This is a genomic window from Streptomyces sp. ISL-12, from assembly GCF_018614415.1.
GTDB lineage: Bacteria > Actinomycetota > Actinomycetes > Streptomycetales > Streptomycetaceae > Streptomyces.
In genome coordinates this window covers 1-26,265 of record NZ_JAGGOO010000053.1, presented here as the reverse complement: position 1 = coordinate 26,265, position 26,265 = coordinate 1, and the positions used below count along the sequence as shown (strand labels likewise).

24 protein-coding genes are annotated in these 26,265 nt (G+C 73.8%); 19 read left to right on the top strand and 5 right to left on the bottom strand.

Features of this window, described 5'->3' with window-relative positions; all coding sequences use genetic code 11:
- The first annotated feature begins 174 nt into the window (after window positions 1–174).
- The 10 genes from fes (J7I94_RS15040) to J7I94_RS14995 all read left to right on the top strand — a co-directional run bounded on the left by fes (J7I94_RS15040) (window position 175) and on the right by J7I94_RS14995 (window position 11,926).
- Window positions 175–1,494 (top strand): enterochelin esterase, encoded by a 1,320-nt coding sequence (gene fes / locus J7I94_RS15040; protein ID WP_215167585.1) that lies wholly within the window; start codon window positions 175–177, stop codon window positions 1,492–1,494.
- Between the two features lie 53 nt (window positions 1,495–1,547).
- On the top strand, window positions 1,548–2,528 hold the full coding sequence (locus tag J7I94_RS15035) for an ABC transporter substrate-binding protein (protein WP_215167584.1): 981 nt from the start codon (window positions 1,548–1,550) through the stop codon (window positions 2,526–2,528).
- Window positions 2,525–3,307: a 2,3-dihydro-2,3-dihydroxybenzoate dehydrogenase gene (locus J7I94_RS15030; RefSeq protein WP_215167583.1), complete on the top strand. Its 783-nt coding sequence runs from the start codon at window positions 2,525–2,527 to the stop codon at window positions 3,305–3,307. The genes J7I94_RS15035 and J7I94_RS15030 overlap by 4 nt, the downstream gene beginning before the upstream one ends.
- A gap of 84 nt (window positions 3,308–3,391) precedes the next feature.
- Window positions 3,392–4,591, top strand: coding sequence for an isochorismate synthase (locus J7I94_RS15025; protein ID WP_215167582.1), 1,200 nt, complete (start codon window positions 3,392–3,394; stop codon window positions 4,589–4,591).
- On the top strand, window positions 4,588–6,216 hold the full coding sequence (locus tag J7I94_RS15020; protein ID WP_215167581.1) for a (2,3-dihydroxybenzoyl)adenylate synthase: 1,629 nt from the start codon (window positions 4,588–4,590) through the stop codon (window positions 6,214–6,216). Before J7I94_RS15025 ends, J7I94_RS15020 begins: the two co-directional genes overlap by 4 nt.
- Before the next feature lie 22 nt (window positions 6,217–6,238).
- Window positions 6,239–6,871 carry an isochorismatase family protein gene (locus J7I94_RS15015; protein WP_215167580.1) on the top strand — a complete coding sequence of 211 codons (633 nt, stop codon included), beginning with the start codon at window positions 6,239–6,241 and terminating at the stop codon, window positions 6,869–6,871.
- Window positions 6,872–6,874: 3 nt separating this feature from the next.
- Window positions 6,875–7,102, top strand: coding sequence for a phosphopantetheine-binding protein (locus J7I94_RS15010; protein ID WP_215167579.1), 228 nt, complete (start codon window positions 6,875–6,877; stop codon window positions 7,100–7,102).
- A complete protein-coding gene (locus J7I94_RS15005) occupies window positions 7,099–10,977 on the top strand; it encodes a non-ribosomal peptide synthetase (RefSeq protein ID WP_215167578.1) in 3,879 nt (1,292 codons plus the stop codon). Before J7I94_RS15010 ends, J7I94_RS15005 begins: the two co-directional genes overlap by 4 nt.
- A complete protein-coding gene (locus J7I94_RS15000; protein ID WP_215167577.1) occupies window positions 10,974–11,171 on the top strand; it encodes an MbtH family NRPS accessory protein in 198 nt (65 codons plus the stop codon). The genes J7I94_RS15005 and J7I94_RS15000 overlap by 4 nt, the downstream gene beginning before the upstream one ends.
- Window positions 11,168–11,926, top strand: coding sequence for a 4'-phosphopantetheinyl transferase superfamily protein (locus tag J7I94_RS14995; protein WP_215167576.1), 759 nt, complete (start codon window positions 11,168–11,170; stop codon window positions 11,924–11,926). The genes J7I94_RS15000 and J7I94_RS14995 overlap by 4 nt, the downstream gene beginning before the upstream one ends.
- Here J7I94_RS14995 and fes (J7I94_RS14990) read toward each other — a convergent pair.
- Window positions 11,853–13,127, bottom strand: coding sequence for an enterochelin esterase (fes, locus tag J7I94_RS14990; protein WP_215167575.1), 1,275 nt, complete (start codon window positions 13,125–13,127; stop codon window positions 11,853–11,855). The genes J7I94_RS14995 and fes (J7I94_RS14990) overlap by 74 nt on opposite strands.
- A gap of 143 nt (window positions 13,128–13,270) precedes the next feature.
- On the opposite strand from fes (J7I94_RS14990), the gene J7I94_RS14985 reads away from it, so the two are divergent.
- The 5 genes from J7I94_RS14985 (at window position 13,271) to hemC (ending at window position 19,295) form a co-directional block, all read left to right on the top strand.
- Window positions 13,271–15,025 carry a hypothetical protein gene (locus tag J7I94_RS14985; protein ID WP_215167574.1) on the top strand — a complete coding sequence of 585 codons (1,755 nt, stop codon included), beginning with the start codon at window positions 13,271–13,273 and terminating at the stop codon, window positions 15,023–15,025.
- A 75-nt stretch (window positions 15,026–15,100) separates the two neighbouring features.
- Window positions 15,101–16,156, top strand: coding sequence for a YncE family protein (locus J7I94_RS14980; RefSeq protein ID WP_215167573.1), 1,056 nt, complete (start codon window positions 15,101–15,103; stop codon window positions 16,154–16,156).
- A 188-nt stretch (window positions 16,157–16,344) separates the two neighbouring features.
- Window positions 16,345–17,325 carry an ATP-dependent DNA ligase gene (locus J7I94_RS14975; RefSeq protein WP_215167605.1) on the top strand — a complete coding sequence of 327 codons (981 nt, stop codon included), beginning with the start codon at window positions 16,345–16,347 and terminating at the stop codon, window positions 17,323–17,325.
- A gap of 130 nt (window positions 17,326–17,455) precedes the next feature.
- Entirely contained in the window at window positions 17,456–18,232 is a 777-nt protein-coding gene (locus J7I94_RS14970) for an NPP1 family protein (protein WP_215167572.1), read from the top strand.
- 127 nt (window positions 18,233–18,359) lie between these two features.
- Window positions 18,360–19,295, top strand: coding sequence for a hydroxymethylbilane synthase (gene hemC, locus J7I94_RS14965; protein ID WP_215167571.1), 936 nt, complete (start codon window positions 18,360–18,362; stop codon window positions 19,293–19,295).
- A gap of 51 nt (window positions 19,296–19,346) precedes the next feature.
- Here the strand turns inward: hemC and J7I94_RS14960 are convergent, their stop codons facing one another.
- Window positions 19,347–19,880 carry a hypothetical protein gene (locus J7I94_RS14960; protein WP_215167570.1) on the bottom strand — a complete coding sequence of 178 codons (534 nt, stop codon included), beginning with the start codon at window positions 19,878–19,880 and terminating at the stop codon, window positions 19,347–19,349.
- A 443-nt stretch (window positions 19,881–20,323) separates the two neighbouring features.
- Between J7I94_RS14960 and J7I94_RS14955 the strand changes: the two genes are divergently transcribed.
- Window positions 20,324–21,115, top strand: coding sequence for an RNA polymerase sigma factor SigF (locus J7I94_RS14955; protein WP_215167604.1), 792 nt, complete (start codon window positions 20,324–20,326; stop codon window positions 21,113–21,115).
- Between the two features lie 10 nt (window positions 21,116–21,125).
- Here the strand turns inward: J7I94_RS14955 and J7I94_RS14950 are convergent, their stop codons facing one another.
- Window positions 21,126–21,443, bottom strand: coding sequence for an ANTAR domain-containing protein (locus tag J7I94_RS14950; protein WP_215167569.1), 318 nt, complete (start codon window positions 21,441–21,443; stop codon window positions 21,126–21,128).
- 191 nt (window positions 21,444–21,634) lie between these two features.
- On the opposite strand from J7I94_RS14950, the gene J7I94_RS14945 reads away from it, so the two are divergent.
- Window positions 21,635–22,438, top strand: coding sequence for a VOC family protein (locus J7I94_RS14945; protein WP_215167568.1), 804 nt, complete (start codon window positions 21,635–21,637; stop codon window positions 22,436–22,438).
- A 2-nt stretch (window positions 22,439–22,440) separates the two neighbouring features.
- On the opposite strand, the gene glgX is transcribed toward J7I94_RS14945, so the two are convergent.
- Entirely contained in the window at window positions 22,441–24,606 is a 2,166-nt protein-coding gene (gene glgX / locus J7I94_RS14940; RefSeq protein WP_215167567.1) for a glycogen debranching protein GlgX, read from the bottom strand.
- Window positions 24,603–25,121: a pep a2 gene (locus J7I94_RS14935; RefSeq protein WP_215167566.1), complete on the bottom strand. Its 519-nt coding sequence runs from the start codon at window positions 25,119–25,121 to the stop codon at window positions 24,603–24,605. The genes glgX and J7I94_RS14935 overlap by 4 nt, the downstream gene beginning before the upstream one ends.
- A gap of 286 nt (window positions 25,122–25,407) precedes the next feature.
- Between J7I94_RS14935 and J7I94_RS14930 the strand changes: the two genes are divergently transcribed.
- On the top strand, window positions 25,408–25,716 hold the full coding sequence (locus J7I94_RS14930; protein WP_215167565.1) for a DUF5133 domain-containing protein: 309 nt from the start codon (window positions 25,408–25,410) through the stop codon (window positions 25,714–25,716).
- Window positions 25,717–25,766: 50 nt separating this feature from the next.
- The coding region (locus J7I94_RS14925; RefSeq protein WP_215167564.1) for a maltotransferase domain-containing protein at window positions 25,767–26,265 on the top strand (499 nt) is incomplete at its 3' end.

Here is a 26,265-nt window from a genome sequence, read left to right as displayed (position 1 = left end):
CCGTACGGGCGCGGCGGCACCGGGAGTCGGGCACCGTTTTCGGCCGGTGCAGTGCACACATTCCAATGAACATGTGGTTAGCTTAGGCTACCCTTACCGGGGCTGTTGACGATCACGTCGACGGAAACCGACCGTCCCCTGTATACCCCTGACCGCGGTCCACGGAGAACACCGATGACCAGCCTGCCCAGTTCCGCCCCGAGTGATGCCTCCCCGGACATCCGTCCGGTCCGCGTCACCGGTCCGCGCGTGGCACGCCTCCTGGCGGAGGCGGAAGGTGCCGACGCCGCGCGACGCGCCGCGCTGGCCGCCGAGTTCTGGGCAGAGGCGGAACGTTTCGGCACTCCGCTGGTCGAGGAGCTGGACGGCCGGCCCGGCCACCGCGCGGTCACCTTCCTGTGGCGCGGTCACCGCGCCACCCGGCAGGTGCTGTTCCACGGCAACCGCCTCACCGACCGCGACCACCTCGCCGGTTCGCTCCTGGAGCGGGTGCCGGGGACGGACGTGTGGCACCTGGGCCTGCGGCTGCGCGCCGACCACCGCGGCTCCTACCGGCTGGCCGCCGACATCTCGCTGCGGGAGCCCCCGGCCGACCCGGCCGGCCTCCAGCAGCGGCTGCGGTCGCTGTCCGCCCACGCCGCCGCCGACCCGCTCAACGCCCGCCGGATCGCCACCCGTTGGCAGCCGGCCGACGGCTCGGTCTTCGCCCTGCCCGACGCCCCGGCCCAGCCGTGGACCGGACGCCGGGGCACGGTCCCAGCCGGCCGGGTCGAACGCCACCGGGTGACGGCCGCGGAGCCGGTCGACGACCGGGACACCTGGGTGTACCTGCCGCCGGGGCTCGACCGCCACGCCGGGACGCCGCTGCCGGTGGCCGTGGTGTGCGACGGCGACATGTGGTTCGGCCGGCTGGGCTTCGGCGACACCCTCGACGCGATGATCGCCGACGGGGCGCTGCCGCCGCTGGTCGTGGTCGCGCCGGACGCCGTGGACCGCCGGACCCGCTGGCGCGACCTCGGTGCCCGGGAGCCGTTCGTCGCCTTCCTGGCCGACGAGTTGCTGCCCTGGGCGGCCGGCCGCTGGCCGCTCACCACGGACCCGCGGCGGACCGTGGTCGCCGGGCAGAGCCTGGGCGGCATGACCGCCCTGTACGCCGGGTTCCTGCGGCCCGACCGGTTCGGCAACGTCCTCGCCCAGTCCGCCTCCCTGTGGTGGCGGCCCGGACTGCCGTCGCCGGCCGGTCCCAAACCCCTCGTGTCCGGCGACCCCTGGCTCGTCGCCCGGTACCGGTCCGCGCCGCCGCGCCCCGTGACGGTCCATCTGGACGTCGGACTGCACGAGGGCCCCATGGTCGACCACAGCCGCGCCCTGTACGACGCCCTGAGCGCCGCCGGCTGTCCGGTCACCCTCAGCACGTACAACGGCGGCCACGACTACGCCTGCTGGCACGGCGCGCTGGCCGACGGCCTGGTCCGGCTGCTGGGCGCCCGCTGACCCCCAAGACCTCTTTTCCGCCAACTCACCCACGACCGAGGAGTCCTTCTTCCATGTCCCGTGCACGTTCCACCCGCAGAACCGTTCTGACGTCCGCCGCCGCGGTCCTGGCCGGAGCGGTCCTCCTGACCGGCTGCGGGGACGACGACGGCGGCAGCGACACCGCGAGCGGCAAGGAGTCGAGCACCCGTCAGGTCACCGACGCCACGGGCCGCGAGGTCGACGTGCCCGCCGACCCGAAGAAGGTCGTCACGCTGAGCGAGCCCACCCTGGACGCCGCCCTGGCACTCGGCGTGGAGCCGGTCGGCGCCACCGCGGGCCGCGGGCAGAAGGGCGTCTCCACCTACCTGGCCGACAAGGCGGGCAAGGCCCAGGTCGTCGCCACGGTCGCCGAGGCCGACATGGAGAAGGTCGCCGCGCTCCAGCCCGACCTGATCCTGCTCGACGAGACGACCGCCGTGAAGACCCAGGTCTCCAAGCTGGAGTCGATCGCCCCGACGGTGGTCACCGCCAAGCTCAACGAGGACTGGAAGAAGGCCTTCACGGCCACCGCCGACGCCCTCAACAAGGCGTCGGAGGCCGAGAAGATCATCAGCGACTTCGATGCGGACCTGGCCGCCACCAAGAAGAAGCTGGGTGACAACGCGGGCGCGGTGGTCAGCGTGATCCGCTGGCAGAACAGTGCCCCGTCGGCGGTCGGCCGCGGTGTCGGCCACGTCGGCTCGACCATCACCGACCTGGGCCTGGAGCGGCCCGAGGACCAGCAGGGCGTGGGCAGCGGCCACAGCGAGCCGGTCAGCCTGGAGAAGCTCTCCACCATCGACGGCGACTGGCTGGTCTTCGGCACCCTCGGCGACCAGGCCGACGGCGAGAAGGCGTACGCCGAGGCCAGGAAGGTCCCCAACTTCTCCAAGCTGAAGGCCGAGAAGGCGGGTCACGTCGTCGTGGTCCAGGGCTCCGCCTGGAACAGCGCCGGCGGCCCGCTCGCCGCGCAGATCGTCCTGGCCGACCTGACGAAGGCGCTGGCCTCGTGAGCGGCGCGCTGGACGGCCGGCTCGCCCTCGTGACGGGGGCGGGCCGGGGCATCGGCGCGGCGGTGGTCGAGGCGCTGGTCGAGGAGGGCGCCCGGGTCGTCGCCACCGACCTCGCACTCGGCGACGTGGAGACGCTCGCCGGCAAGCTCGGCGAGCGGGTCACCCCCCGGCGGCTCGACGTCACCGACGCCGCCGCCGTGGACACGCTGGTGGACGCGGCCGAGTCCGGGCTCGGGCCGCTGGACATCGCCGTGAACGTGGCCGGCGTCCTGCGCGACGCGCCCGTCACCGAACTCACCGACGAGGACTGGGCGGCGCACTTCGCGGTCAACACCACCGGCGTGTTCCACGTCTCGCGCGCCGTCGCCCGCCGCATGACCGGACGCGGCCGGGGCAGCATCGTCACCGTCGCCTCCAACGCGGGCGGCATCCCCCGCGCCAACTTCGCCGCGTACGCGGCTTCCAAGGCCGCCGCGGTGATGTTCACCAAGTGCCTGGGCCTGGAGGTCGCCCGGCAGGGGGTGCGCTGCAACACGGTCTCGCCCGGCTCGACCATGACCGACATGCAGCGCGCGCTGTGGACCGAGGGCGAGGAAGAGGCCTCGGCGCGGCGCGTCATCGAGGGGGACCTGGCGTCCTACCGCACGGGCATCCCGCTCGGCCGGATCGCCGACCCCTCCGACATCGCCGACGCCGTCGTCTTCCTCGCCTCCGACCGGGCCCGCCACATCACGATGCACGACCTGTACGTCGACGGCGGCGCGACCCTGCGGGCCTGAGCCCCACCCCGGCCCGGCCCGTCCCCAACGGAGTCCCCCACCGGAGTCCTCACGGAGTCCCGGAGTCCCCCACAGGAGACTGTCATGTCCGTTTCCCTGCACGAACCCACCGCCGCCACGCCCGTCTCCCCGGGCACAGCGACCTCCCTGCTCGACGCGTACCGCCCGGCCACCGACCGCTTCCTGGCCACCCCGCACCGGACACTGCTGGGCCGCGGCACCGCCGCCGTGATACCCGACGACGCCCGGCCGCCGGCCGTGCGGGTGCGCGAGGTGCTCGACGGACTGCGCCGCCCGGGAGCCGCGGCGCCGGTCGTCGTCGGCACCCTGCCCTTCGCCCCCGACGGCCCGGCCGCGCTGGCGGTGCCGGACATGGTGCACTGGGCGCCGCCGCTGCGCGAGGACCCGCTGGTCGCGCTGGCCGTCCCGCAGGACGAGGACCGGCCGGACTGGCGGGTCGAGGAGGTCCCCTCCCCCGAGCGGTACGGCCAGGCGGTCGCCGCGGCGGTGGCGCGGATGCGGGCCGGCGAGTTCGACAAGGTCGTCCTCGCCCGCAGCCTGGAGCTGACCTCCGGCCGCGAGCCCGACCTGCCGGCCATGCTGCGCCGGCTGGCCCGCCGCGACCCGGCCGGCTACACCTTCGCGGTGCCCAGCGGTCCCGGCCGCACCCTGATCGGCGCCAGCCCCGAACTGCTGGTCTCCCGGCAGGGCGGCTCGCTCACCGCCAACCCCCTCGCCGGGTCGGCGCCGCGCAGCGAGGACCTCGCCGAGGACGTGCGGCGCGCGGTCGCGCTGCTGGAGTCCGAGAAGGACCTGCACGAGCACGCCGTCGTGGTGGCCGCCGTACGGGAGGCGCTGGCGCCGTTCTGCACCACCCTCGAGGTGCCCGAGCGGCCCACGCTGGTGCGGACCGCCGCCATGTGGCACCTGTCGACCACCGTCACCGGCGAACTGGCCGACCCCGGGGCCACCACCGCCCTGGACCTGGCGTCCGCGCTGCATCCCACCCCGGCGGTGTGCGGCACGCCCACCGAGCTGGCCCGGCAGGTCATCGCCGAGTCGGAGCCCTTCGACCGGGGGGCCTACACCGGCATGGTCGGCTGGCAGGACGCCGACGGCGACGGCGAGTGGGTCGTGACGATCCGCTGCGCCGAGGCCGAGGGCAGGACCCTCAGGCTGTTCGCCGGCGCCGGTGTCGTGGCGGCGTCCACCCCGGAGGCCGAGACGGCGGAGACCGCCGCCAAGTTCCGTACGTTCCTGCACGCCGTTGGAGCTTCGCTGTGACCCTCACCCCCGGTGTGGACTCCCCCACCTGGCCCGCCGAGTTCGCCGAGCGCTACCGCGCCGCCGGCTACTGGCGCGGCGAGACCTTCGGCGGCGTGCTGCGCGAGCGTGCCGCCGCGCACCCCGACCGGACCGCCCTGGTCGACCCGGCCCCCGAGCGCCGCACCTGGACCTACCGGGAGCTGGACGAGCGGGCCGACCGGATGGCCGCCGGGTTCCTGGCGCGCGGCATCCGCAAGGGCGACCGGGTGGTCGTCCAGCTGCCGAACATCGGCGAGTTCGTCGAGGTGGTCTTCGGGCTCTTCCGGATCGGCGCGCTGCCCGTCTACGCGCTGCCCGCGCACCGCGAGACGGAGATCGCCCACTTCTGCTCCTTCACCGAGGCGGTCGCCTACGTCGTCCCGGACCGGCACGCCGGCTTCGACCACCGGGAGCTGGCCTCGGCGATGCTGGAGCAGGTGCCGAGCCTGAAGCACGTGTTCGTGGCCGGCGAGCCCGGTGAGCACACCGCGCTGAGCGAGGTGCCGTGCGAGCCGTCCGGCCCGTTCGACGGGCCCGAGCCGCACGAGCTGGCGTTCCTCCAGCTCTCCGGCGGCACGACGGGTCTGAACAAACTGATCCCGCGCACCCACGACGACTACATGTACTCGCTGTGGGGCTCCAACGAGATCTGCGGGGTGGACGACGCCACCCGGTTCCTGGTGGTGCTGCCCGCCGCGCACAACTTCCCGATGAGCTCGCCGGGCTGGCTCGGCGTGCTGTACGCGGGCGGCACGGTGGTGCTGTCCCCGAAACCCGACCCGGCCACCGCGTTCCCGCTGATCGCGGCCGAGCGGATCACCATGACGGCGCTGGTGCCGCCGCTGGCGCTGGTGTGGACCGACGCCGCTCCGGCTGCCGAGCACGACCTGTCCAGCCTGGAGCTGGCCCTGGTCGGCGGCGCCAAGTACAGCGAGCAGGCCGCCCGCCGCCTGGAGCCCGCGCTCGGCTGCCGGCTGATGCAGGTGTTCGGCATGGCGGAGGGACTGGTCAACTACACCCGGCTGGACGACGACACCGAGACCGTCGTCACCACCCAGGGCCGGCCCATCTCTCCCGACGACGAGATCCGCGTCGTCGACGACGAGGACAACGACGTCCCCGAGGGCGAGCCCGGACACCTGCTGACCCGCGGCCCGTACACCATCCGCGGCTACTGGCGCGCCCCCGACCACAACCGCCGCTCCTTCACCGAGGACGGCTTCTACCGCACCGGCGACCTCGTCCGCCGGCTGCCCAGCGGCCACCTCGTCGTCGTGGGCCGGGCCAAGGACCAGATCAACCGCGGCGGCGAGAAGATCGCCCCCGAAGAGGTCGAGAACATCATCCTCGCCCACCCCGCCGTCCACGACGTGTCCGTGGTCGCGGTACCCGACGAGTACCTCGGCGAGCGCTCCCTCGCCTACGTCATCCTGCGCGAGGACGCCGAGCCGCTGAAGCCGGTGGCCGTCAAGCGGTTCGTCCGTGAGCGCGGCATCGCCGCCTACAAGGTCCCCGACCTCGTCGAGTTCGTCGACGCCTTCCCCCAGACCGGCGTCGGCAAGATCAGCAAGAAGCATCTGCGGTCCGCCGCCGAACAGTCCTGACCGCATCCGAGAGGACTCCCCCATGGCACTTCCCGCCATCGCCCCCTATCCGCTCCCGGCACCGGACGAGCTGCCCGCCAACCGGGTGTCGTGGACCGTGGACCCGGCGCGTGCCGTCCTGCTCGTGCACGACCTGCAACAGCACTTCCTCGGCGCGTTCCCGGCCGGCGAGCAGCCGCTGACCGGCATGCTCGGCAACACGGCCCGCCTCCTCAAGGAGTACCGGCGCCTGGGTGTGCCGGTCGTCTACTCCGCCCAGCGCGGCGGCCAGACCCCCGAGCAGCGCGGTCTCCAGCTGGACTTCTGGGGTCCCGGCGTCGCCGACGACCCGGCGAAACTCGCCACGCCGGACGCGGTGGCCCCGCAGGACGGGGACACGGTGCTGACCAAGTGGAAGTACAGCGCGTTCGTCCGCACCGAACTGGCGGACCTGATGCGGGAGAAGAACCGCGACCAGATCGTCGTCGCCGGCGTGTACGCGCACATCGGCGTGCTGATGACCGCCGCCGACGCCTGGCAGCGCGACATCCAGGCGTTCGTCGTCGCCGACGCCGTGGCCGACTTCTCCCGCGCCGACCACGACATGGCGCTGCGCTACGCGGCCGGCCGCTGCGCGGTCGTGACCACCACCGACACACTGCTCCAGGAGGTCTGAGGCATGGCGCTCACCGTCGAACAGATCCGTACCGACGTCGCCGACTGTCTCGGCGAGGACGTGGCGGACATACCCCTCGACGAGAACCTCGTCGACTACGGCCTGGACTCGGTCCGCATCATGACGCTCCTGGAGCGCTGGCGCCGCGAGCACGCCGTGACCGCCGACTTCGCCGATCTCGCCGAACAGCCCGCCATCGAGGCGTGGGCCCCGCTGCTGGGGGTGGCATGACCGCCCTCGCAGAGGTGAGCGCGCCCGCCGTGCTGCCGCTGACGGCCGCCCAGTCGGGCATGTGGTACGCGCAGGCCCTCGATCCGCGAAGCCCCGCGCAGAACACCGCCGAGTGCCTGGAGATCGACGGACCGCTCGATCCCGCGCTGTTCGCGGAGGCCCTCGGTCGGGTGGCCGCGGAGGCCGAGGCGCTGCGGGTCCGCGTCGAGGACACCCCCGACGGGCCCCGGCAGCACCTCACGGACTCCGTCGAACTGCCGCTGACGGTACGGGAGTCGGACACCCCGGCCGAGGCGGAGGCGTGGATGCGCGCCGACCTGGCCGAACCGTTCGACCTGGCGACGGGGCCGCTGTTCCGGCACGCCCTGTTCCGGGTCGGCGCGGACCGGTGGCTGTGGTACCAGAGCGTCCACCACCTCGTCATGGACGGCTACGGCTACTCGCTGCTGGTGCGCCGCACCGCCGAGGTGTACTCGGCGCTGGCCCGCGGCGAGGAGCCCGCCCCGCGCTCCTTCGGCTCGCTGGCCGACCTGGTCGCGGACGACGCCGCCTACCGGTCCTCGGCCGCCTTCGAGGCCGACCGGGCGCACTGGTCCGAGGCGTTCGGGGACCGCCCGGAGGCGCCCCGGCTGGCCGGGCGCGGCGCGCTGCCGTCCCGTACGTTCCTGCGCCGCACCGCCCACCTCTCCCCGGAGACCACCGAGCGGCTGAAGGACCTGGCCGCCCGGCTGCGCGCCACCTGGCCGGACGTGCTGATCGCCGCGCAGGCCCTGTACACCGCCCGCGCCACCGCCCGTACCGACGTGGTCCTCGGCCTGCCGATGATGGGCCGCATGGGGTCGGTGGCGCTGCGGGTGCCCGGCATGGTGATGAACGTGCTGCCGCTCAGGCTCACCGTCACCCCGGACGCCACCTTCGCGGAACTGGTCCGGCAGGTGGTGCTCGGCATCCGCGAGGTCCGCCGCCACCAGCGCTACCGCTACGAGGACATCCGCCGCGACCTCGGCCTGCTCGGCGAGAGCCGGGGCCTGGTGGGACCGCTGGTCAACGTCATGCCGTTCGACTACGGCGTGGACTTCGCGGGCGCCCCCGCGCGTGCCCGCAACCTGTCCGCGGGCCCGGTGGACGACCTCACCGTCAACATCTACGACCGCGCCGACGGCCGCGGGCTGCGCATCGACCACGACGGCAACCCCGCCCTGTACGAGGACGCCGGCCTCGCCGCGCACCAGGAGCGGTTCCTGCACCTGGTGGACCGGCTGGCCGGCACCGACCCGCAGGAGCCCCTCGCCGTCCACTCCATCGCCACCCCGGCCGAACGGGAGCTGGTCGTCGAGGAGTTCAACCGCACCGAGCGCGCGCTGCCGCCGACCACCCTGATCGGTCCCGTCGAGTCGCAGGCCGCCCGCACCCCGGACGCGACCGCTCTGGTCTTCCGGGACACCACGCTCACCTACGCGGAGCTGAACTCCCGCGCCAACCGGCTGGCCCGCCACCTCCAGTCCCTCGGCGCCCGGCCCGGCACGGTGGTGGCCGTGTCGGTGCCGCGCTCGGTGGAACTGATCGTGTCGCTGCTGGCCGTGCTGAAGGCGGGCGCCGCCTATCTGCCGCTGGACCCGGACTACCCGGCGCAGCGGCTGGCGTACATGCTCGACGACGCCGAACCGGTGTGCGCGGTCACCGACCGCGCCGGCCGCCTCCCCGAGGGCACCCGCACCGCGGCGGTGGTGCTGGACGGGCTCGACCTGTCCGGGTACGCGTGGACCGACCCGGCCCGCGCCCTCACCCCGGCCCACCCGGCGTACGTCATCTACACCTCCGGTTCCACCGGCCGCCCCAAGGGTGTCGTCGTACCGCACCGGGCGATCGACAACCGGCTGCGCTGGATGCAGGCGGAGTACGGGCTGACCGCGGCCGACCGGGTGCTGCAGAAGACGCCGTCGTCGTTCGACGTGTCGGTGTGGGAGTTCTTCTGGCCGCTGCGCGAGGGCGCGGCGCTGGTGGTCGCCGAGCCGGGCGGCCACAAGGACCCGGTGTACCTGACCCGGCTGGTCCGCGAACGCGCGGTCACCACCTGCCACTTCGTGCCGTCGATGCTCCAGGTGTTCCTGGGCGCGCCGGAGGCGGCGGGGTGCGGGGAGGTGCTGCGGCGGGTGTTCTGCAGCGGCGAGGCGCTGCCCCGCGAGACGGCGTCCGCCTTCGCCCGCACGCTGCCGGGCGTGGAGCTGCACAACCTGTACGGGCCGACCGAGGCCGCCGTCGACGTCACGTACCACGCCTGCGACCCGGCGGATTCCGGTCCGGTGCCGATCGGGCGCCCGGTGTGGAACACCCGCCTGCACGTCCTGGACGCCGCCCTCCAGCCCTGCCCGCCCGGGGTGCCGGGCGAGCTGTACCTGGCGGGCGTCCAGCTCGCCGACGGCTATCTGGGCCGCCCCGAGCTGAACGCGACCCGGTTCGTCGCCGACCCGTTCGGCCCGGCGGGCACCCGGATGTACCGCACCGGCGACCTGGCCCGCTGGACGGCCGACGGCGAGGTCGAGTACCTGGGCCGCACCGACCACCAGGTCAAACTGCGCGGACAGCGCATCGAACTGGGCGAGATCGAGGCGGCGCTGGCGGCCCTGCCGGGCGTGGACGCGGCGTGCGCGCTGGTCCGCGACGACCGGCTCGTGGGGTACGTGACCGGCGGCGCGGACCCGGTGGAGGTCCGGGCGGCGCTGGCCCGGGAGCTGCCCGAGCACATGGTCCCGGCGGCCGTGGTCGCGCTGGACGCCTTCCCGCTCTCCCCCAACGGCAAGCTGGACCGCCGTGAGCTGCCCGCCCCGGTCTTCGCCGGCGGCACGGGCGCGCGGCCCTTCGCCTCGGCCCGCGAGGAGGCCCTGACCGGCCTGTTCGCCGAGGTGCTGGAGGCGCGGGGGGTCGGTCCCGACGACGCGTTCTTCGACCTGGGCGGCACCTCGCTGCTGGCGGTGCGCCTGGTCGGGCGCATCCGGGAGGAGTTCGGCGCCGAGCTGACCATCGGCTCGCTGTTCGAGGCGCCGACGCCGGCCGCGCTGGCCGCCCGGCTGGACGCCGCCGCGCCCGCCTCCGACGACGCCCTGGGTGTCGTCCTGCCGCTGCGCGCCGAGGGCGAGGGCACCCCGCTGTTCGGCATCCACCCGGCGGGCGGGCTGGCCTGGTGCTACGCGGGCCTGACCGCGCGGCTTCCCGGGCTGCCCGTGTACGGGCTGCAGGCCCGCGGCCTGACCGGGGACGAGGAACTGCCGCGCACCCTCCAGGAGGAGGCGGAGGACTACGCGGCGCAGATCCGCCGCGTCCAGCCGCACGGCCCGTACCGCCTGGTGGGCTGGTCGGTCGGCGGGGTCCTCGCGCACACCGTGGCCGTCCTGCTCCAGGAGGCCGGCGAGCGGGTCGACCTCCTCGCGCTGCTCGACGCGTTCCCCGCCGAGCAGTGGCGTGAGCGGCCCGCGCCCGAGGAGGGCGACGCGCTCACCGCGGTGCTGCGCATGGCGGGCTTCGACCGCACCGGCGAACGCACCCGCGAGGACGTGCTGGCCACCCTGCGCGCGGCCGGCAGCCCGCTGGCCGGACTCACCGACCGCACCCTGTCCCGGATCGTCGACATCGTCCCCAACCACGCCCGCATGATGCGCGAGCACGAGCACCGGGTCTACGACGGCGACGTGCTGTTCTTCACCGCCGCCGCCCCGCGTGCCGAGGACTGGCTGACCAGGGAGGCGTGGCGGCCGTACGTGACCGGGCGGATCGTCAACCTCGATCTGGACTGCACCCATCCGCAGCTGATGCGGGACCGGTACCTCGACGACGTCGCGGCGGTCCTGACCGCCCGTCTGAAGGAGCTGGACGCATGACCCCCGACGCCATCGGCCCCTTCGACGCCGGGTCCGACGACGGCCACGGCAGCCATCTGGTGCTGGAGAACGCGGGCGGGCTGCGGTCCCTGTGGCCGGCCTGGCGCGCGGTGCCGGCCGGGTGGACGGCCCGCTTCGGTCCGGCCCCGCACGCGGCGTGCCTGAGCCGGGTGGCGGAGGCGGACCGGGAATGAGCACGGCGACGGCGGTGCGTACGGCCGGGCGGCGGGGCGCGTCCCTGTGGGTCGTGCGCGCCCCCGCGCCGGACGCGCCGCCCGACGCCTCCCTGTACGCCGTCCTCGACGCCGCCGAGCGGCGCAGGGCGGCGGCGCTGCGGCGGCCCGCCGAGCGGGCGCTGTACGTCGCCGCGCACGGCGCGCTGCGCCGCCTGCTCGGCGAACGGCTGGGCCTGCCGCCCGCGGGGGTGGCGCTGACCCGGCTGCCCTGCCCGGGCTGCGGCGGGCCGCACGGCCGTCCCGCCGTCGCCGGTCCGGCCGGGGACGCCGTGCACTTCTCCCTCTCGCACACCGCGGGGCTGGCCCTGCTGGCCCTCGCCGCCCGTCCGGTGGGCGTGGATGTCGAGCGGGTGCCCGAGCCGCGCCTGGCCGAGGACGCCGCCCGGTCGCTGCACCGCGCCGAGCGGGCGGAACTGGCGCGGCTGTCCGCCGGGGCCCGTCCCGGCGCCTTCGCCCGCTGCTGGACCCGCAAGGAGGCGTACCTCAAGGCGACCGGCGAGGGCCTGTCCGGGGACGCCCTGCGCGGGCGCTACCTGGGCAGCGGGCCCCGCCCGGCCGGGCTGCCCGGCTGGAGCGTCACCGATGTGGAGGTGCCGGCCGGCTGGGCCGCCGCCTGTGTGGTGCGCGAGCCGGCCCGGGTCAGCGGCCCAGGAGCGCCACGAGGCCGTCGGCCAGTTCCGTGCGCCAGCACAGGTAGTCGTGACCGCCGTTGAACTCCCGGTAGGAGGAGTCGTGGTACCCGAGTTCCCGCAAGGTGTCGCGCAGTCGCCGGGCCGCGGGCAGGGCCACCCACTCCTGCTCGCCGAAGGAGAGCCACAGGCGCACCGGCAGCCGCGGCGCCCCGGCGAGGCTCCGGGTGAGCCACTCGGCGTGCTCTCCGACGGGCCACCAGAACGAGCCCGACTGGACGAGGGCGTTGCCGAAGCGGTGCGGGGCGGCCATGGCGGCGTACGCGGCGGTGAGCCCGCCCAGGCTCTGCCCGGCGACGACGGTCCGTGCCGGGTCGGCGGTGACGGGCAGCCGCCCGGCCGCCCACGGCAGCAGTTCGTCCGTGAGGTGGGCGACGTATCCGGGCCGGCAGCTCAGCTCCGCCCAGCGGGTGGGTTCGTCCACGGCCTCCGGCAGCACGGCGGCCAGCGGCGGGATCCGTCCGTCGGCGATCAGGTTGTCCAGCAGGTGCGCGAGACCGAGGCGGGGCCCCCAGTGCTCGCCGTCCAGCAGGACCAGCACCGGCAGCCCGGCGGACGGCGCCCGCCCGCCGGGGGACGCCGGGGGCGCGTACAGCCAGACCCGCCGCTCCCCGCCCAGCCGGGCGCTGGGCACCCGGTGCTCGGTGACGGTGCCGTGCGCGACGTCCGGCCGGGGCGTCCAGTCGGCCGCGTCGGGAGCGGCCGGGAGTTCGGCGTACGACACCGGCGTACCGCCCCAGCGGCGCGGCAGGGCGCGGTCGTTGAACGGGTCCGGGCGGGGGTCGGTCCGCAGTGCGCGCCAGTAGTCGGGGCCGGTGGCCTCGATCCCTTCGTCGACGTGGAAGTCGTACGTGCCGCGCCAGTCGTGCCGCAGGCGCAGGGTCCAGTGCCATACGTCCGTGCCGGGGACGTGTTCCATGAGGTTGCCCTCGGGATCGCGCGGGTCGCCCAGCTTGTTGGGCAGCACCTCGACGGCCCGGGTGGCCGGGGTGCCGCGCCACAGGAACGTCACCGCCCGGTGCTCGGGGCTGCCCTGGGGATCGGGCCCCACCAGCGGTGTGCCGAGGCGGCGGACGTCCGCCCAGAAATCCTCCGCGCCGTCCGGGCCCGGCAGCGCCCGGACGGGCTCCGCGAGCCGTGGGACGGGGTCCGGCCGGGGCAGGCGGGGCGGCCGGTTCGCCGTGGCTTCGGGCGGGCCGGCGAACACGGTGTGTGCGGATTCCATTTGACTGCTCACGATCTTCATATTAGGTTAGCCTTACCTTACTTGATCGCACGTCGCTTTTCCGCGCCGGCTGTCCGCCGCCCCCAACGTGCCTCCTCTTCAAGCGTCCCTTCGGGGACGTTCGCCTGCCAGGAGCAGCCATCATGACCTCTGACAGATCCGCTTCACCCTCCGGTGCCCGGCTGGGCCGGATGGTGGCCCTGACCGCCGGTGCCACGCTGGGCCTCGGCGCCCTGGTCGCCGTTCCCCTGGCCACGGCCGGTGCCGGCGGCGCGGGCGTCACCGACACGGTGGCGCTGGCCGCCGACTCGACCGCGCCGGCGGTCACCCTGGGCACGACCACGGTGAAAGCCGGCGGCGAGGTGGCGTTCACCGCCACCGGCTTCCCGGCCGGCGGCACGCTGAGCGTCAAACTCGACGACGCGACGCTGCTGGAGCAGTTCACCATCGGCGAGGACGGCAGTGTCTCGGACAAGGTGACGATCCCGGCCGGCACCAGCGTGGGCGGCGGCCACTGGCTGCGCTTCCTGGCACCCCAGACCAGCGTCAAGAGCGAGAGCCTGACCGTCACCGCGGCGGCCACCGCCTCCCCGACGCCGACGCCGACGCCGACCCCGACCCCGACTCCGACGGGGACCACCACGCCGGCCGCCGACCCGAAGGTGAAACTGACCAGCGGCAGCAAGGTCGCCGCGGGCGGCAAGGTCTCCTTCTCCCTCTCCGGGTTCGTCAAGGGCCAGAACGTCACGGTGAAACTGGACGACAGCGAGATCCTCGGCCAGTGGAACGGCGCGGTGAAGGCCGACGGGACCTTCTCCGGCACGGTGACCGTCCCCGGCTCGACCGCCGCCGGGGCGCACTGGCTGCGGTTCCTGGCGCCGGAACCGGCGACCAGCCTGAAGGCGGACCTCACCGTCACGTCGTCCTCGTCCGGCGGTTCGTCCGGCGGCTCGGGCGGCTCCGACGGCTCGGGCGGCTCCACCGGCGGCAGCGGCAGCGGCACGGTCAGCTCCGGTGGCACCACGAGCGGCGGCACGTCCGGGTCGGTCAGCAGTTCCTCCAGCACCTCCGCCACCATCACCGCGGGCTCCCAGGTGGCCGCGGGCGGCAAGGTCTCCTTCCGGGTGACCGGCTTCCCGGCGGGACAGCAGCTGACGGTCAAACTGGACGACAGCAAGATCCTCGGCCAGTGGACCATCGGCTCCGACGGGTCGTACTCCGGCAGCGTGACCGTCCCCTCGGACGCCGCGAAGGGCGCCCACTGGCTGCGCTTCCTCGCCCCGAACCCGCCCACCAGCCTGCGCGCCGACTTCACGGTGACGTCCGGCTCCACCGCCGCCACCTCCGCCGGCTCCTCCTCGGGCAGCTCCGCGACCCCCGTCCCCGCGGCCTCCGGCGCACCGGCCAGCGCGACCAACGACGCCGGCGCCAAGGCCGGGATCACCGCCAGCGAAGTCCAGCCGGGCGGCACGCTGCACTTCGAGGTGACCAAGTTCCCGGCCGGGAAGCAGGTGACGGTCAAACTCGACGACGAGGCCATCCTCGGCCAGTGGAAGACCGACGAGAACGGCTCCTACGAAGGCGACGTGACCGTCCCGGCGGACACCTCCGCGGGCGCCCACTGGCTGCGCTTCCTCGCGCCCGACCCGCCCACGTCGCTGAAGGTGGAGTTCACGGTGAACGCCGCCGCGGCGGGCGGCTCGGGCACGGAAGCCTCCTCCACCACCGCCCCCGAGGCGGCGGCCGAAAACCTGGTGGCCGCGTCCGGCTCCTCCGTCTCCTACGCGACCGTCGCCTGGTCCGCGGCGGCCGCCGCGGCGGGCGGTGCGGCCGGAGCCGCCGCGACCACGCTGATGGTCGTACGCCGCCGCGCCGGGCGGCCCGCGCACGGCGCGTGACGCCGGGCGCCCCGAGCCACCTTTCCGCAGCAACTCCGTCCATCCCCATCACCCCATCAAGGGAGTTTCCCCATCATGTCCTTCACCGGCACCCGCACCCACCGCCGTACCGCGATCGCCTCGGCCGTCGCCGTGGCGGTCGCCGCAGGCAGCGTCCTCACCCTGGCGGGCACCGCGTCGGCGCGCACGAGCGGCTCGACGGTCACCACGGCGAAGCTCACCAAGGGCCTGTACCAGTCGGCCTACTCCGAGCGGAACAACGTGCTGTGGGTCACCGCCGCCGTCGGCCGCCCGCCGGTCACCGAGTCCCACCTGCTGAAGGTCGACCCCGAGACCCTCACGGTCGAGTCGGACATCACCCCGCCGGTCACCGACACCGCCACCGGCGCCGTCGAGGCCGTCTACGGCGTCGCCGTGGACGACGAGCACAACACCGTCTGGACGACCAACACCCGCGACAACACGGTGTCCGTCTACAGCCAGCGCACCGGCGAGCACCTCGCCACCCTCCCCAACGTCAACCACGCCCGCGAGATCGTCGTCGACGAGAAGCACAACACCGTCTGGGCGAGCGCCTACAGCGACGGCGCGCTGGTCGCCTTCGACAGCAAGACCTTCAAGGAGAAGCGGCGCGTCACCGTCGAGGGCGCGGGCCCGGCCGGCCTGGCCGTCAACGAGAAGACCGGCACGGTCTACGCCGCCGACCTGACCAACGACCGGCTGATCGCGGTGGAGCGCGGCTCCGAGACGCCGGCCTTCGTCCCGGCCGGCGACGGCGCGATCTCCGTCTCCCTGTCGAAGAACGGCAAGACCGCCTACACCGCGGACCAGACCGCGGGCACCGTGTCCGTGATCGACCTGAAGAAGGGCGTCGTCACCAAGTCCGTGGCGACCGGCGCGGGCGCCCTGTCGGTGGCCACCGACGAGCGTTCCGGTGACGTCCTGGTCGTCAACCGCACCGCCGCCGACGTCACCCGCGTCGACGTGAAGACGGGCACCGTCGAGGAGACGTTCGCCACCGGCGCCAACCCGAACCACGTGGAGATCGCCGACGGCACCGCCTACGTGGTCGACAAGTCGGGCGCCGGCACGGCCGAGGACACCCTCACCGAGATCCGCCTCTCCCGCTGACGTCCCCTGAGCCCGGCGCCCGTCACGCCCCCGCTACGGTCAGCGGCGGTGCGTGGCGGGCGCCGTCCCCGTTCACGGGCACCCCGACGTTCAGCGGCACCCCGACGGGGCCGACGCCGTTCAGGCGAACCTGCCCGCGGCCGCGCGTGGCGGAGCCCGGACGCGTCGACACCTTCTCCGTGGACCCCGTGGAGCTGCCGCTGATCCCTCCCATGCTGGCCACGCCCGGCACCCTGCCGCCCGCGGCGCAGGACGCGCGCTGGGCGTACGAGACCAAGCAGGACGGCCAGCGGGTGGTGGTCTACCTGCCCGGCGACGGCAGTGTGCTGCTGCGCGCCCGTTCCGGTCTGGAGATCACCGCCGCCTATCCCGAACTGCGGCCCCTGGGCACCGCGCTCGGCACCACCCCCGCCGTGCTGGACGGCGAGGTCCTGGCCCTGGACGCCGAGGGCCGCGCCGACTTCCAGCTGCTCCAGTCCCGGATGGGCCTGGCCCACGCACCGGTCCGGGCGGCGCAGCGCGCGGCCGAGGTCCCGGTCCACCTGGTGCTCTTCGACGTACTCCACCTGGGCAGCCGACCGCTGGTGTCCCTGCCGTACACGCGGCGGCGCGGGGAACTGGAGGGGCTCGGACTCGCCGGGCCGTCCTGGTCGACCCCGGCGGCCCTGGTCGGCCACGGCGAGCAGGCGCTCCGGGCCACCCGCGAGCACGGCCTGGAGGGGCTGGTGTGCAAGCGGCTGGACTCGCGGTACGAGCCGGGCGTGCGCTCCCGGGCCTGGATCAAGATCCGCAACATGCGCAGCGAGGACGTGGTGATCGGCGGCTGGCTGCCCGGCAAGGGCCGGCTGGCCGGGCTGCCCGGCGCGGTCCTGGTCGGCCAGCGCGCCGCCGAACGCCTGCGCTACGTGGGCGGGGTGGGCACCGGCTGGAGCGAGGCCGAGCGCGCGGAGCTGGCCCGGCTGCTGCGGGCCGCCGCCTGTGACGCCTGCCCCTTCGATCCCGTACCGGCGGTGCCGGAGGCCCGCTGGGTGGTGCCCCGGCTGGTGGGCGAGGTCCGCTTCAGCACCCGCACCCGGGAGGGGATGCTGCGCCAGCCGTCCTGGCTGCGGCTGCGGCCCGACCTGGCCCCGGAGGAGTCGGCCGCCGACGTCCCCGACGACCTGGTGTGACACCGGCCCGACTGTTGGGCTGCGCTTCACCACCGGGACGCCTGCGCCTCTTGGCACGGACGGGGAACGACGGCATCCTGAACTCCCTTTCCCCCCACAGCCGTTGGGCTGCGCCCAAGAGGAGGACGCAGTGTCGTCGAGCATGTCCCGGACCCGCCGCCGGAGATGGCTGACCACGGTCGCCGGAGCCATAGCCCTGGTCGTCGCCTTCCCCGCCACCGCCTTCGCCGCCCCGCCCCCCGCGCTCCCCGCCAACGCCGACCCGGCCGAGGCCGCCTACCAGCCCGCCTTCGACTACGACACGGACGGCTGCTACCCCACCCCGGCCATCAGCGCCGACGGAACGGTCAACGGCGGCCTCAGCCCCACCGGCGCCCTCAACGGCAACTGCCGGGACGCCTCCGACCTGGACAACACCAACGGTTACGCGCGCGCCAAGTGCGACGGCGACTGGTGCGCGTACATGTACGGGCTGTACTTCGAGAAGGACCAGGCCCTCGCGGGCAGCAGCATCGGTGGCCACCGGCACGACTGGGAGCACGTCGTGGTGTGGGTGCGGAGCGGCACCGTGGAGTACGTGTCGACCTCCAACCACGGCGCGTTCACCGTGCACGCGCGCTCGGCCGTCCGCTTCGAGGGCACCCACGCGAAGGTCGTCTACCACAAGGACGGCATCAGCACCCACTGCTTCCGGCTGGGCACCGCGAACGACGAGCCGGCGGAGAACCACAAGGGCACCTGGCAGTACCCGACGCTGGTCGGCTGGAACGGCTACCCGTCGGGCGTGCGCGAGAAGCTGAGCGCGTACGACTTCGGCAGCGCCACGTTCGGCCTCAAGGACGCGAGTTTCGCCTCGCACCTGGCCTCGGCGAAGCCCTCCGGCATCACCTTCGACCCCTACGCCTGATCCCGTCCGGCCGCCTCCGGACCGGTACCGGTCCGGAGGCGGCCGGCAACCCCCCGGCCCGGCCGCGCCGCGCCCGGCCGGTGCCGTACGGCGGCCCGGCGCCCGCGCGACGCACTATCGTGGCCGCATGTCCGTGCCCGAACTGATCCGCGTCGTCTCCCGTGACTCACCGATGGCGCTCGCCCAAGTAGCGCGTGTACAGCGCGAGTTGACGGCCCTTCACCCCGGCGTGCGCACCGAGGTGGTGCCGGTGAGGACCACCGGCGACAAGTGGCTCGGCGATCTGTCGGAGGTCGAGGGCAAGGGCGCCTTCACCAAGGAGGTCGACGCCGCGCTGCTGGCGGGCGAGGCCGATCTCGCCGTGCACTGCGTCAAGGACGTGCCCGCCGACCGGCCGCTGCCGGCCGGCACGGTGTTCGCCGCGTTCCTCGCGCGGGACGACATCCGGGACGCCCTGGTCCACCCGGGCGGGCTCACCCTGAACGAACTGCCGGCCGGCACCCGGATCGGCACCTCGTCGGTGCGCCGGGTCGCCCAACTGGCCGCCACCCACCCGCATCTGACGTGCGTGCCGATGCGCGGCAACGCCAACCGGCGGCTGGCGAAGCTGGCCGCCGGCGACGCGGACGCGCTGCTGCTCGCCGTCTCCGGCCTGGAGCGCATCGGCCGCACCGACGTGATCAGCGACGTCCTCTCCCCCGAGACGATGATGCCGCCGATCGGCGCGGGCATCCTGGCGCTGCAGTGCCGGGAGGACGACACCCGGCTGATCGACGCGGTCAGCGGCCTCGGCCACCCGGACACCCACCGGGAGGCCACCGCCGAGCGGATGTTCCTGCACGTGCTCCAGGGACATTGCAACAGCCCGATCGCCGGGTACGCGCGGGTGGACGGCGGCGGCGAACTCTCCCTGCGGGCCTGCGTGTTCACCCCGGACGGCAAGACCCGGCTGAACGCCCACGAATGGGCGGGCCGACTGGACCCGGCCACCCTGGGCACCTCGGTCGCCGTGGCCCTGCTGCGCCAGGGCGCCCGGGAGATCATCGACGGGATCGCCCACTGACCCGGCGGACTCCTCGGACGCCGCGGCCCCCGCGGGTCTCCCGGTGACGGATCAGGCGGTGCCTTCCTCCGCCTGATCCTGCGTCTGCCCGCGCAGGAACGCGCTCACCTGCCGCTCCAGTTCCTCGCGCCCCGCGGACGGGCACGCGCCGCCGGCGCCCTCCGCGAGACCGACGCCGCCGGTCCACAGCCGCCGGCCGGTCCACTCGTCGTCGACCCGCAGCTGCACCTGCACGTCCACCTGTCCCAGGTCGGCCTCCGCGCCGGCCGCGTGGACGACGGCGGTGACCCGGCGCAGCGGATAGACGTCGAAGCCCTCGACGAACTGGGAGTTGCGCCAGTCGATGAAGGCGCCCTCGCCGTCGGGGCCGAGCCGCACGTCGATCTGACCGTCCTCCAGGTGGACGCAGAACCGCCGTTCACTCCGGTTCTCCACGGTCACGCGAAGCCGGAAGTAGGTGAGCCCCTCGGCGGCGTCGTCCCGGCCGCGCGGCGGTTCGCCCGGCTCGACGCGGTGGACGCGGACCCGCAGCCCGGGGTGTTCGTCGTACTCCTGCCAATCCCCGACCACGTTCGGCTCGTACACGCTGCACCCTCTCGACCTCTTGGAGCTGCTTCCTATCTGTGTGCTCAGTGCACTGTCAAATGAGCGGAATGCGCTGTGGCCAGGGAGTTCGCCCCATTTGCTCACGATCAAGCGCTGCCCAGCGAGAACGGCGACCGCGCCGGCCCGACGGCCGGTCCGAGCGTGCCGCACATCACGTTCACCCCTCATTCTTTAGCGGACCTAACCAACTGGGGGACCGCCAGGACCTGCCCGATCGCCGGAGTGACCGTAAAATCACCTGATATGGGTATTTGTTTCGGAATAGGTGTGGCGGGGAATGCCTTGGGAGTGCTTCGAACCGGAGGCACGTCCGTGGGAGCCGGCGCGTCCGGGCCCGACGTGCTCCGGCGCGGTCCGCGCCCCGCCTCCCTCCTCCCGGTGTCCGATCACCAAGAGCCCCCCTGCCGAGGGAGGTGCGCATGATGCGTATCGCCGGCCGAACCACACCGCACCCGCACGACGACGCCCCCGACACCAGCACGGCCTTCGCGCGGCTCGCGGAACTGCCGCCGGGGCCGGAGCGCAAGGCGCTGCGGGACGAGCTGATCCAGGTCTGGCTGCCGATGGCCGAGCGGATCGCGGTCCGCTTCCGGGGCCGCGGCGAGTCCCTGGAGGACCTCTACCAGGTGGCCGCCCTCGGCCTGGTCAAGGCCGTCGACCACTACGACCCCGCCCGCGGCCACGCGTTCGAGGCGTACGCCGTGCCCACCGTGACCGGCGAGATCAAGCGGCACTTCCGGGACCACATGTGGACCCTGCACGTACCGCGGCGGGTCCAGGACCTGCGCAACCGGGTGCGCCGCGCCGCCAAGGAGCTGGCGCAGACGACGCCGGGGCGCGCCCCCACGGTCGAGGAGATCGCCGCGTACGCGCATCTGACCACGGACGAGGTGCGGACCGGCATGGAGGCGCTGGAATGCTTCACCGCGCTGTCGCTGGAGGCGGAGATGCCCGGCACCGACGGCTACGCCCTCGGTGACGCGATCGGCGGCCTCGACCCCGCGTTCGACGTCGTGGTGGACCGGGTGGCCGTCCAGCCCTGCCTGATGGCCCTGCCGGAACGCGAGCGCACCATTCTCTACCTGCGCTTCTTCCGCGGCATGACGCAGAGCTGCATAGCGCAGCAGCTCGGCATCTCCCAGATGCACGTGTCGCGGCTGCTCAGCACCTGCTTCGCCCGGCTCCGCGAGGAGATACTCGCCGAGACCGGCTGACGTCCCCCCGCTACGGCGGCCCGGTGCCCGGTATCTGGGTCGGGCCGTGGCGGTCCAGGGCGTCCTCCAGCGCCGCCCGGATCTCCCGCGGCATCGCGCCGGTACGGCCCCAGACCAGGATCAGCTCCGCCACGTTGCGCAGTTTGATGTTGGTGTGCTGGGAGACCTCCTTGAGCACCAGCCAGCCCTCGTCGGGCGTCACCCGGCCGAGGACGACGACCATCCCGATCGCCTGGTCGACCACGGCGTGCGAGACGACCGCCTCCTTGAGCTGCCGGACCTGTTCCTGCAGCTCGACTATCTGGTCCGGGCCCCCGTCCGTGGACATGGTCACCTCCGGTCGCTGAGACGCATCCATCGTCACCACTGGTCACTCTCCCCGCCACTGGGCCGTCCGGGGTCAACCGGCGTCGTTTCGCTGGTCTCGTAGGGGTACTCGGCGGGCGCACCCGACGGCTGAGGCCGGACACTGGTGGGGAACCGGTGGCTGCCGGTGGACGAGACCAGGACGCGACTGCCATGAACGACGACATGACCTCCCCCACCGGCGCGAGGAACGTGGTTTCCACGCACTCCGTGTACGGGGCCCCCTGCTGGGTGAGTCTCACCAGCCGTGATCTCAAGGCCACCGAGGAGTTCTACTCCGCGGTGCTGGGCTGGCAGTGGAGACCGGCCCGGCTCGGCGACCGCTTCCGGATCGCGCTCGCGGACGGCGCGCCGGCCGCCGGGATCGCCGCGGTCGCCGGCATGTGGCAGATGGCCGTGACCTGGCTGCCGTACTTCGCGGTGGTCAGCGCCGACCAGGCGGCGGGCCGGGTGCAGGAGCGCGGCGGGACCGCCGCGGTGGGCCCGATCTCCTTCCCGCCGGGCCGGGCGGCGCTGCTGGCCGACCGGGACGGGGCCGCCTTCGGGGTCTGGGAGGGCGAGCTGTTCACCGACTGGGAGACCTGGCGCCGCGCCCAGCCGGCCTTCATCCGGCTGCACACCCGCGACGCGTTCGACGCTGCGATCTTCTACGGCGAGGTCCTGGACTGGGCGACCGGGAAGCCCGGCGCCTGCGAGGTCGGCTACGAGGGCGGCGAGGTGGTGCTGCGCAGCGCCGGGGACGTCGTGGCGCGGATCGAGTCGGGCGCCCTGGAGGCGGCGCCCGACCCGGCCGTCCGGCCGCACTGGCAGGTGCACTTCTTCACCACCGACGTCGCGGCCTGTGTCCGGGCCGCGCAGCTGCACGGCGGCAGCGTCCTGGTCGAGGGCGAGGACGAGGCCGTGCTCCGCGACCCGGACGGCGCGCAGTTCACGGTGACCCTGCGCAGCGAGCGCTGACGTCATGCCCGCTCCCGGCCGGTGCGGGACGGCCGGGACAGGAGCACCAGGCTGCGCGGCTCCACGGTGAGCCGGGCGCCGGCCTTGTGCTCCGCCTCGTCGGGGACGCCCTCCGGTCCGGCGGCGGCCGCGGTGTCGATCAGCGTCGTCCAGCGTTCGCCGTAGGCGGCGTCCGGCAGCCGGAAGACCGTCGGTTCCCAGTGGCTGTTGAGCAGCAGCACGAAGGAGTCGTCGGTGACGGGCCGGCCGCAGGGGTCGGGCTCGGCGATGGCGTCGCCGTTGAGGAAGACCCCGACGGCGTGCGCGTCGGGCCGCTGCCAGTCGTCGTCGGTCATCTCCTTGCCGTCGGGCCTGAGCCAGACCAGGTCGGGCAGCGGCTGCCCGGCGTGGGTGACGGTGTCGCCGCGGAAGTAGCGGCGGCGGCGCAGCACCGGGTGGGCGGCGCGCAGGCCGATGACCTGCCGGGCGAAGTCCAGCAGTCCGCGCTGCTCCTCGGTCAGCCGCCAGTCGACCCAGGAGATCTCGTTGTCCTGGCAGTAGGCGTTGTTGTTGCCGCGCTGGGTGCGGCCCAGTTCGTCGCCGTGGCAGAGCATCGGGATGCCCTGCGACAGCATCAGGGTGGCCAGGAAGTTGCGCTGCTGGCGGGCGCGCAGTTCCCGGACGGCCGGGTCCTTCACCGGGCCCTCGGCGCCGCAGTTCCAGGACCGGTTGTGGCTCTCGCCGTCGGCGTTGTCCTCGCCGTTGGCCTCGTTGTGCTTGTCGTTGTACGAGACGAGGTCGCGCAGGGTGAAGCCGTCGTGCGCGGTGACGAAGTTGACGCTGGCGCGGGGGCGGCGCCGGCTGTGCTGGTACAGGTCGGAGGAGCCGGTCAGCCGGGACGCGAACTCGCCCAGCGTGTGGTCCTCGCCGCGCCAGAAGTCCCGTACGGCGTCGCGGTACATGCCGTTCCACTCCGACCACAGCGGCGGGAAGTTGCCCACCTGGTAGCCGCCCTCGCCGACGTCCCAGGGCTCGGCGATCAGCTTGACGCGGCTGATCACCGGGTCCTGCTGGATCAGGTCGAAGAACGCCGAGAGCCGGTCCACCTCGTGGAACTGCCGGGCCAGGGTGGCCGCGAGGTCGAAGCGGAACCCGTCGACGTGCATCTCGGTCACCCAGTACCGCAGCGAGTCCATGATCAGCTGGAGGACGTAGGGGTGGCGCATCAGCAGGCTGTTGCCGGTGCCGGTGGTGTCGTAGTAGTGCTGCCAGTCGCCGTCCACCAAGCGGTAGTACGAGGCGTTGTCGATGCCCCGGAAGGAGAGGGTGGGGCCGTTCTCGTTGCCCTCGGCGGTGTGGTTGTAGACCACGTCGAGGATGACTTCGAGGCCCGCCTCGTGCAGGGTCTTGACCATCGCCTTGAACTCGGTGACCTGCTGGCCGAGGGTGCCGTGGGCGGCGTAGCCGTTGTGCGGCGCGAAGAAGCCGATGGTGTTGTAGCCCCAGTAGTTGGCCAGGCCGCGGGCCTGGAGCACGCCGTCGTGCACGAACTGGTGCACCGGCATCAGCTCCACCGCCGTCACCCCGAGCGAGGTGAGGTGCTCGACGACCGCCGGGTGCGCGAGGCCCGCGTAGGTGCCGCGCAGTTCCGGGGGGACGTCGGGGTGGGTGCGGGTGAGGCCCTTGACGTGGGCCTCGTAGATCACGGTGTCGGCGTAGGGCCGCCTCGGCGGGCGGTCGTCGCCCCAGTCGAAGAACGGGTCGGTCACCACGCCGAGCATGGTGTGCCCGGCGCTGTCGGCCGGGTCCGGGCGGCCCCCTCCCCGCTCCAGCAGGGAGGGGTGGTCGTCGATCTGCCCGTCGACCGCGCGGGCGTACGGGTCGAGGAGCAGCTTCGCCGGGTTGCAGCGGTGGCCCACGGCCGGGGCCCAGGGCCCGTGCACGCGGTAGCCGTAGCGCTGCCCGGGTCCGACGCCGGGCAGGTAGCAGTGCCAGACGAAACCGTCGACCTCGGGCAGGGGAACGCTGCTGTGGGTGCCGTCCTCGTCGACGAGGACCAGGTCGACGCGTTCGGCGACCTCGCTGAACAGGGCGAAGTTGGTGCCCTGTCCGTCGAAGACGGCGCCCAGCGGGTAGGGGTGCCCGCTCCAGACGGGCGCCCCCTTCCAGTCCGGCCGCACCGCGGTCACCGGGCCTCCTCCAGGACGCCGTTGCCGCCCGCGGCGCCCGGCGCGGCCAGCCGGGCGACCGGCAGGATCTCGCGCGGGACCTCCAGGCCCTCCTGGGTGATGGGCTTCGGCGCGGTCGCGACCAGCGGGACGCGTTCGCCGGCCCGGGCGCGCTGGGAAAACCAGATGACCTTGGCCCCGGTGTCGGTGGCGCAGCAGCCCCAGCCGTCGCTGGTCGCGGCGAGGTGCTCCAGGCAGGTGCGCAGGTCGAGGTCGGGACGCAGGGCGTGGTCGTTGCCGGCCACGGCCGTGATGAGGTGCTGGCCGTTCCACCACAGCTCTATCGACGTGTTCTTGTCGCTCGCGTGCTCGTCGATCGCCCGCAGCAGCATCTCGGTGCCGCGGCAGACGGGTTCCACGAGGTTCTCCAGGTTCCAGAACCGGAGGTGAGCGGCCAGGATGCGCCTGACCTGTCCGACCCGTTCCGGGCTCACTTCCACGTCGAGGTGGTAGTAGCAGGGCACTGCGGTCTTCATCGTCGTCGGCTCCTCACCGCGAGGCTCCCGCTCCTTCTCGTCCCGACGGGACGAGCCCCGAGCACGAAGCGTGAGCACGTATCGCTTCTGAGTCACTCCAGAGTGGAAGCAGTAGTCCATTCGTGCAACACGAGACCGTCGTTGAAGATCCAACAAGACGCTGCGTCGCTGTCCGTGCACCATGTGTGAAGAACTCGATCGCCCGTAACGACGACCGTGCCCCCGCGCGCGGTCGCCGCCCGAGGGTCGGGAACGCGTCCATCGAGTCCCGGAAGGGAACGGCACCATGCTGCTACCTGCGAAAGCCGAGGTCGACCGGCAGCTGCGGCGTTACCGGGCCCGGGAACGGATGATGCTCGCCTCCCCCGCCGACCGGACGGCGCGGGCGGTCTTCGAGGACGCCGGTTACACCCTGTGCGTGCTGATGGGGAAGCGCTGTGCGCGGGAGGCCGCGGACGCCGCCGAACGGTACCTGGCCGGCCTGGTCACCCATGCGCAGGAGCGGGACGAGCGGCCCCGGGCGGCCGGACGGAAGGCGCCGGTCGTGGACCGGCGGGCCCCGGCGGGGAGCGCGGTCCCCTCCGGCGCGGCGTGACCCCGGTCCGGGCCCCGGCCCGGCTTCAGCAACGGCGGAGGTGAGAACCGATGAGCACGACCCCTCGGATCGGGCGTATTCCGGTGCGTGATGTCCACCCGGTGGTGGAGGGCGGCAGGCGTCCGGCGAAGGCGGTGGCGGGTGAGACGTTCGAGGTGAGTGCCACCGTGTTCCGGGAGGGACACGACGCGGTCGCCGCCAATGTCGTGCTGGAGGATCCCGAGGGCCGCCCCGGCCCGTGGACGCCGATGCGGGAACTGGCCCCCGGCACCGACCGCTGGGGCGCGGAGGTCACGCCGACCGCGCCGGGGCGCTGGACCTACCGGGTGGAGGCGTGGAGCGATCCGCTGGCCACCTGGCGCCACCACGCGCGCGTCAAGATCCCGGCGGACATCGACACCGGTCTGGTCCTGGAGGAGGGCGCGGAGCTGTACGAGTGGGCGGCGGCGGGGGTGCCCGACCGGGCCGGCCGGTCCGTCGTCCGGGCCGCCGCGGCGACGCTGCGGGACGACACACTGCCGGTGCCCACCCGGCTGGCGGCGGCGCTGA

What these genes read in the sequence shown, in the direction of transcription:
- fes (WP_215167585.1), top strand. Translation starts at nt 175, where the DNA reads ATGACCAGCCTGCCCAGTTCCGCCCCGAGTGATGCCTCCCCGGACATC.
- J7I94_RS15035 (WP_215167584.1), top strand. Translation starts at nt 1,548, where the DNA reads ATGTCCCGTGCACGTTCCACCCGCAGAACCGTTCTGACGTCCGCCGCC.
- J7I94_RS15025 (WP_215167582.1), top strand. Translation starts at nt 3,392, where the DNA reads ATGTCCGTTTCCCTGCACGAACCCACCGCCGCCACGCCCGTCTCCCCG.
- J7I94_RS15015 (WP_215167580.1), top strand. Translation starts at nt 6,239, where the DNA reads ATGGCACTTCCCGCCATCGCCCCCTATCCGCTCCCGGCACCGGACGAG.
- J7I94_RS15010 (WP_215167579.1), top strand. Translation starts at nt 6,875, where the DNA reads ATGGCGCTCACCGTCGAACAGATCCGTACCGACGTCGCCGACTGTCTC.
- J7I94_RS15005 (WP_215167578.1), top strand. Translation starts at nt 7,099, where the DNA reads ATGACCGCCCTCGCAGAGGTGAGCGCGCCCGCCGTGCTGCCGCTGACG.
- J7I94_RS15000 (WP_215167577.1), top strand. Translation starts at nt 10,974, where the DNA reads ATGACCCCCGACGCCATCGGCCCCTTCGACGCCGGGTCCGACGACGGC.
- J7I94_RS14995 (WP_215167576.1), top strand. Translation starts at nt 11,168, where the DNA reads ATGAGCACGGCGACGGCGGTGCGTACGGCCGGGCGGCGGGGCGCGTCC.
- fes (WP_215167575.1), bottom strand. Translation starts at nt 13,127, where the DNA reads ATGGAATCCGCACACACCGTGTTCGCCGGCCCGCCCGAAGCCACGGCG.
- J7I94_RS14985 (WP_215167574.1), top strand. Translation starts at nt 13,271, where the DNA reads ATGACCTCTGACAGATCCGCTTCACCCTCCGGTGCCCGGCTGGGCCGG.
- J7I94_RS14980 (WP_215167573.1), top strand. Translation starts at nt 15,101, where the DNA reads ATGTCCTTCACCGGCACCCGCACCCACCGCCGTACCGCGATCGCCTCG.
- hemC (WP_215167571.1), top strand. Translation starts at nt 18,360, where the DNA reads ATGTCCGTGCCCGAACTGATCCGCGTCGTCTCCCGTGACTCACCGATG.
- J7I94_RS14955 (WP_215167604.1), top strand. Translation starts at nt 20,324, where the DNA reads ATGCGTATCGCCGGCCGAACCACACCGCACCCGCACGACGACGCCCCC.
- J7I94_RS14950 (WP_215167569.1), bottom strand. Translation starts at nt 21,443, where the DNA reads ATGTCCACGGACGGGGGCCCGGACCAGATAGTCGAGCTGCAGGAACAG.
- J7I94_RS14945 (WP_215167568.1), top strand. Translation starts at nt 21,635, where the DNA reads ATGAACGACGACATGACCTCCCCCACCGGCGCGAGGAACGTGGTTTCC.
- J7I94_RS14935 (WP_215167566.1), bottom strand. Translation starts at nt 25,121, where the DNA reads ATGAAGACCGCAGTGCCCTGCTACTACCACCTCGACGTGGAAGTGAGC.
- J7I94_RS14930 (WP_215167565.1), top strand. Translation starts at nt 25,408, where the DNA reads ATGCTGCTACCTGCGAAAGCCGAGGTCGACCGGCAGCTGCGGCGTTAC.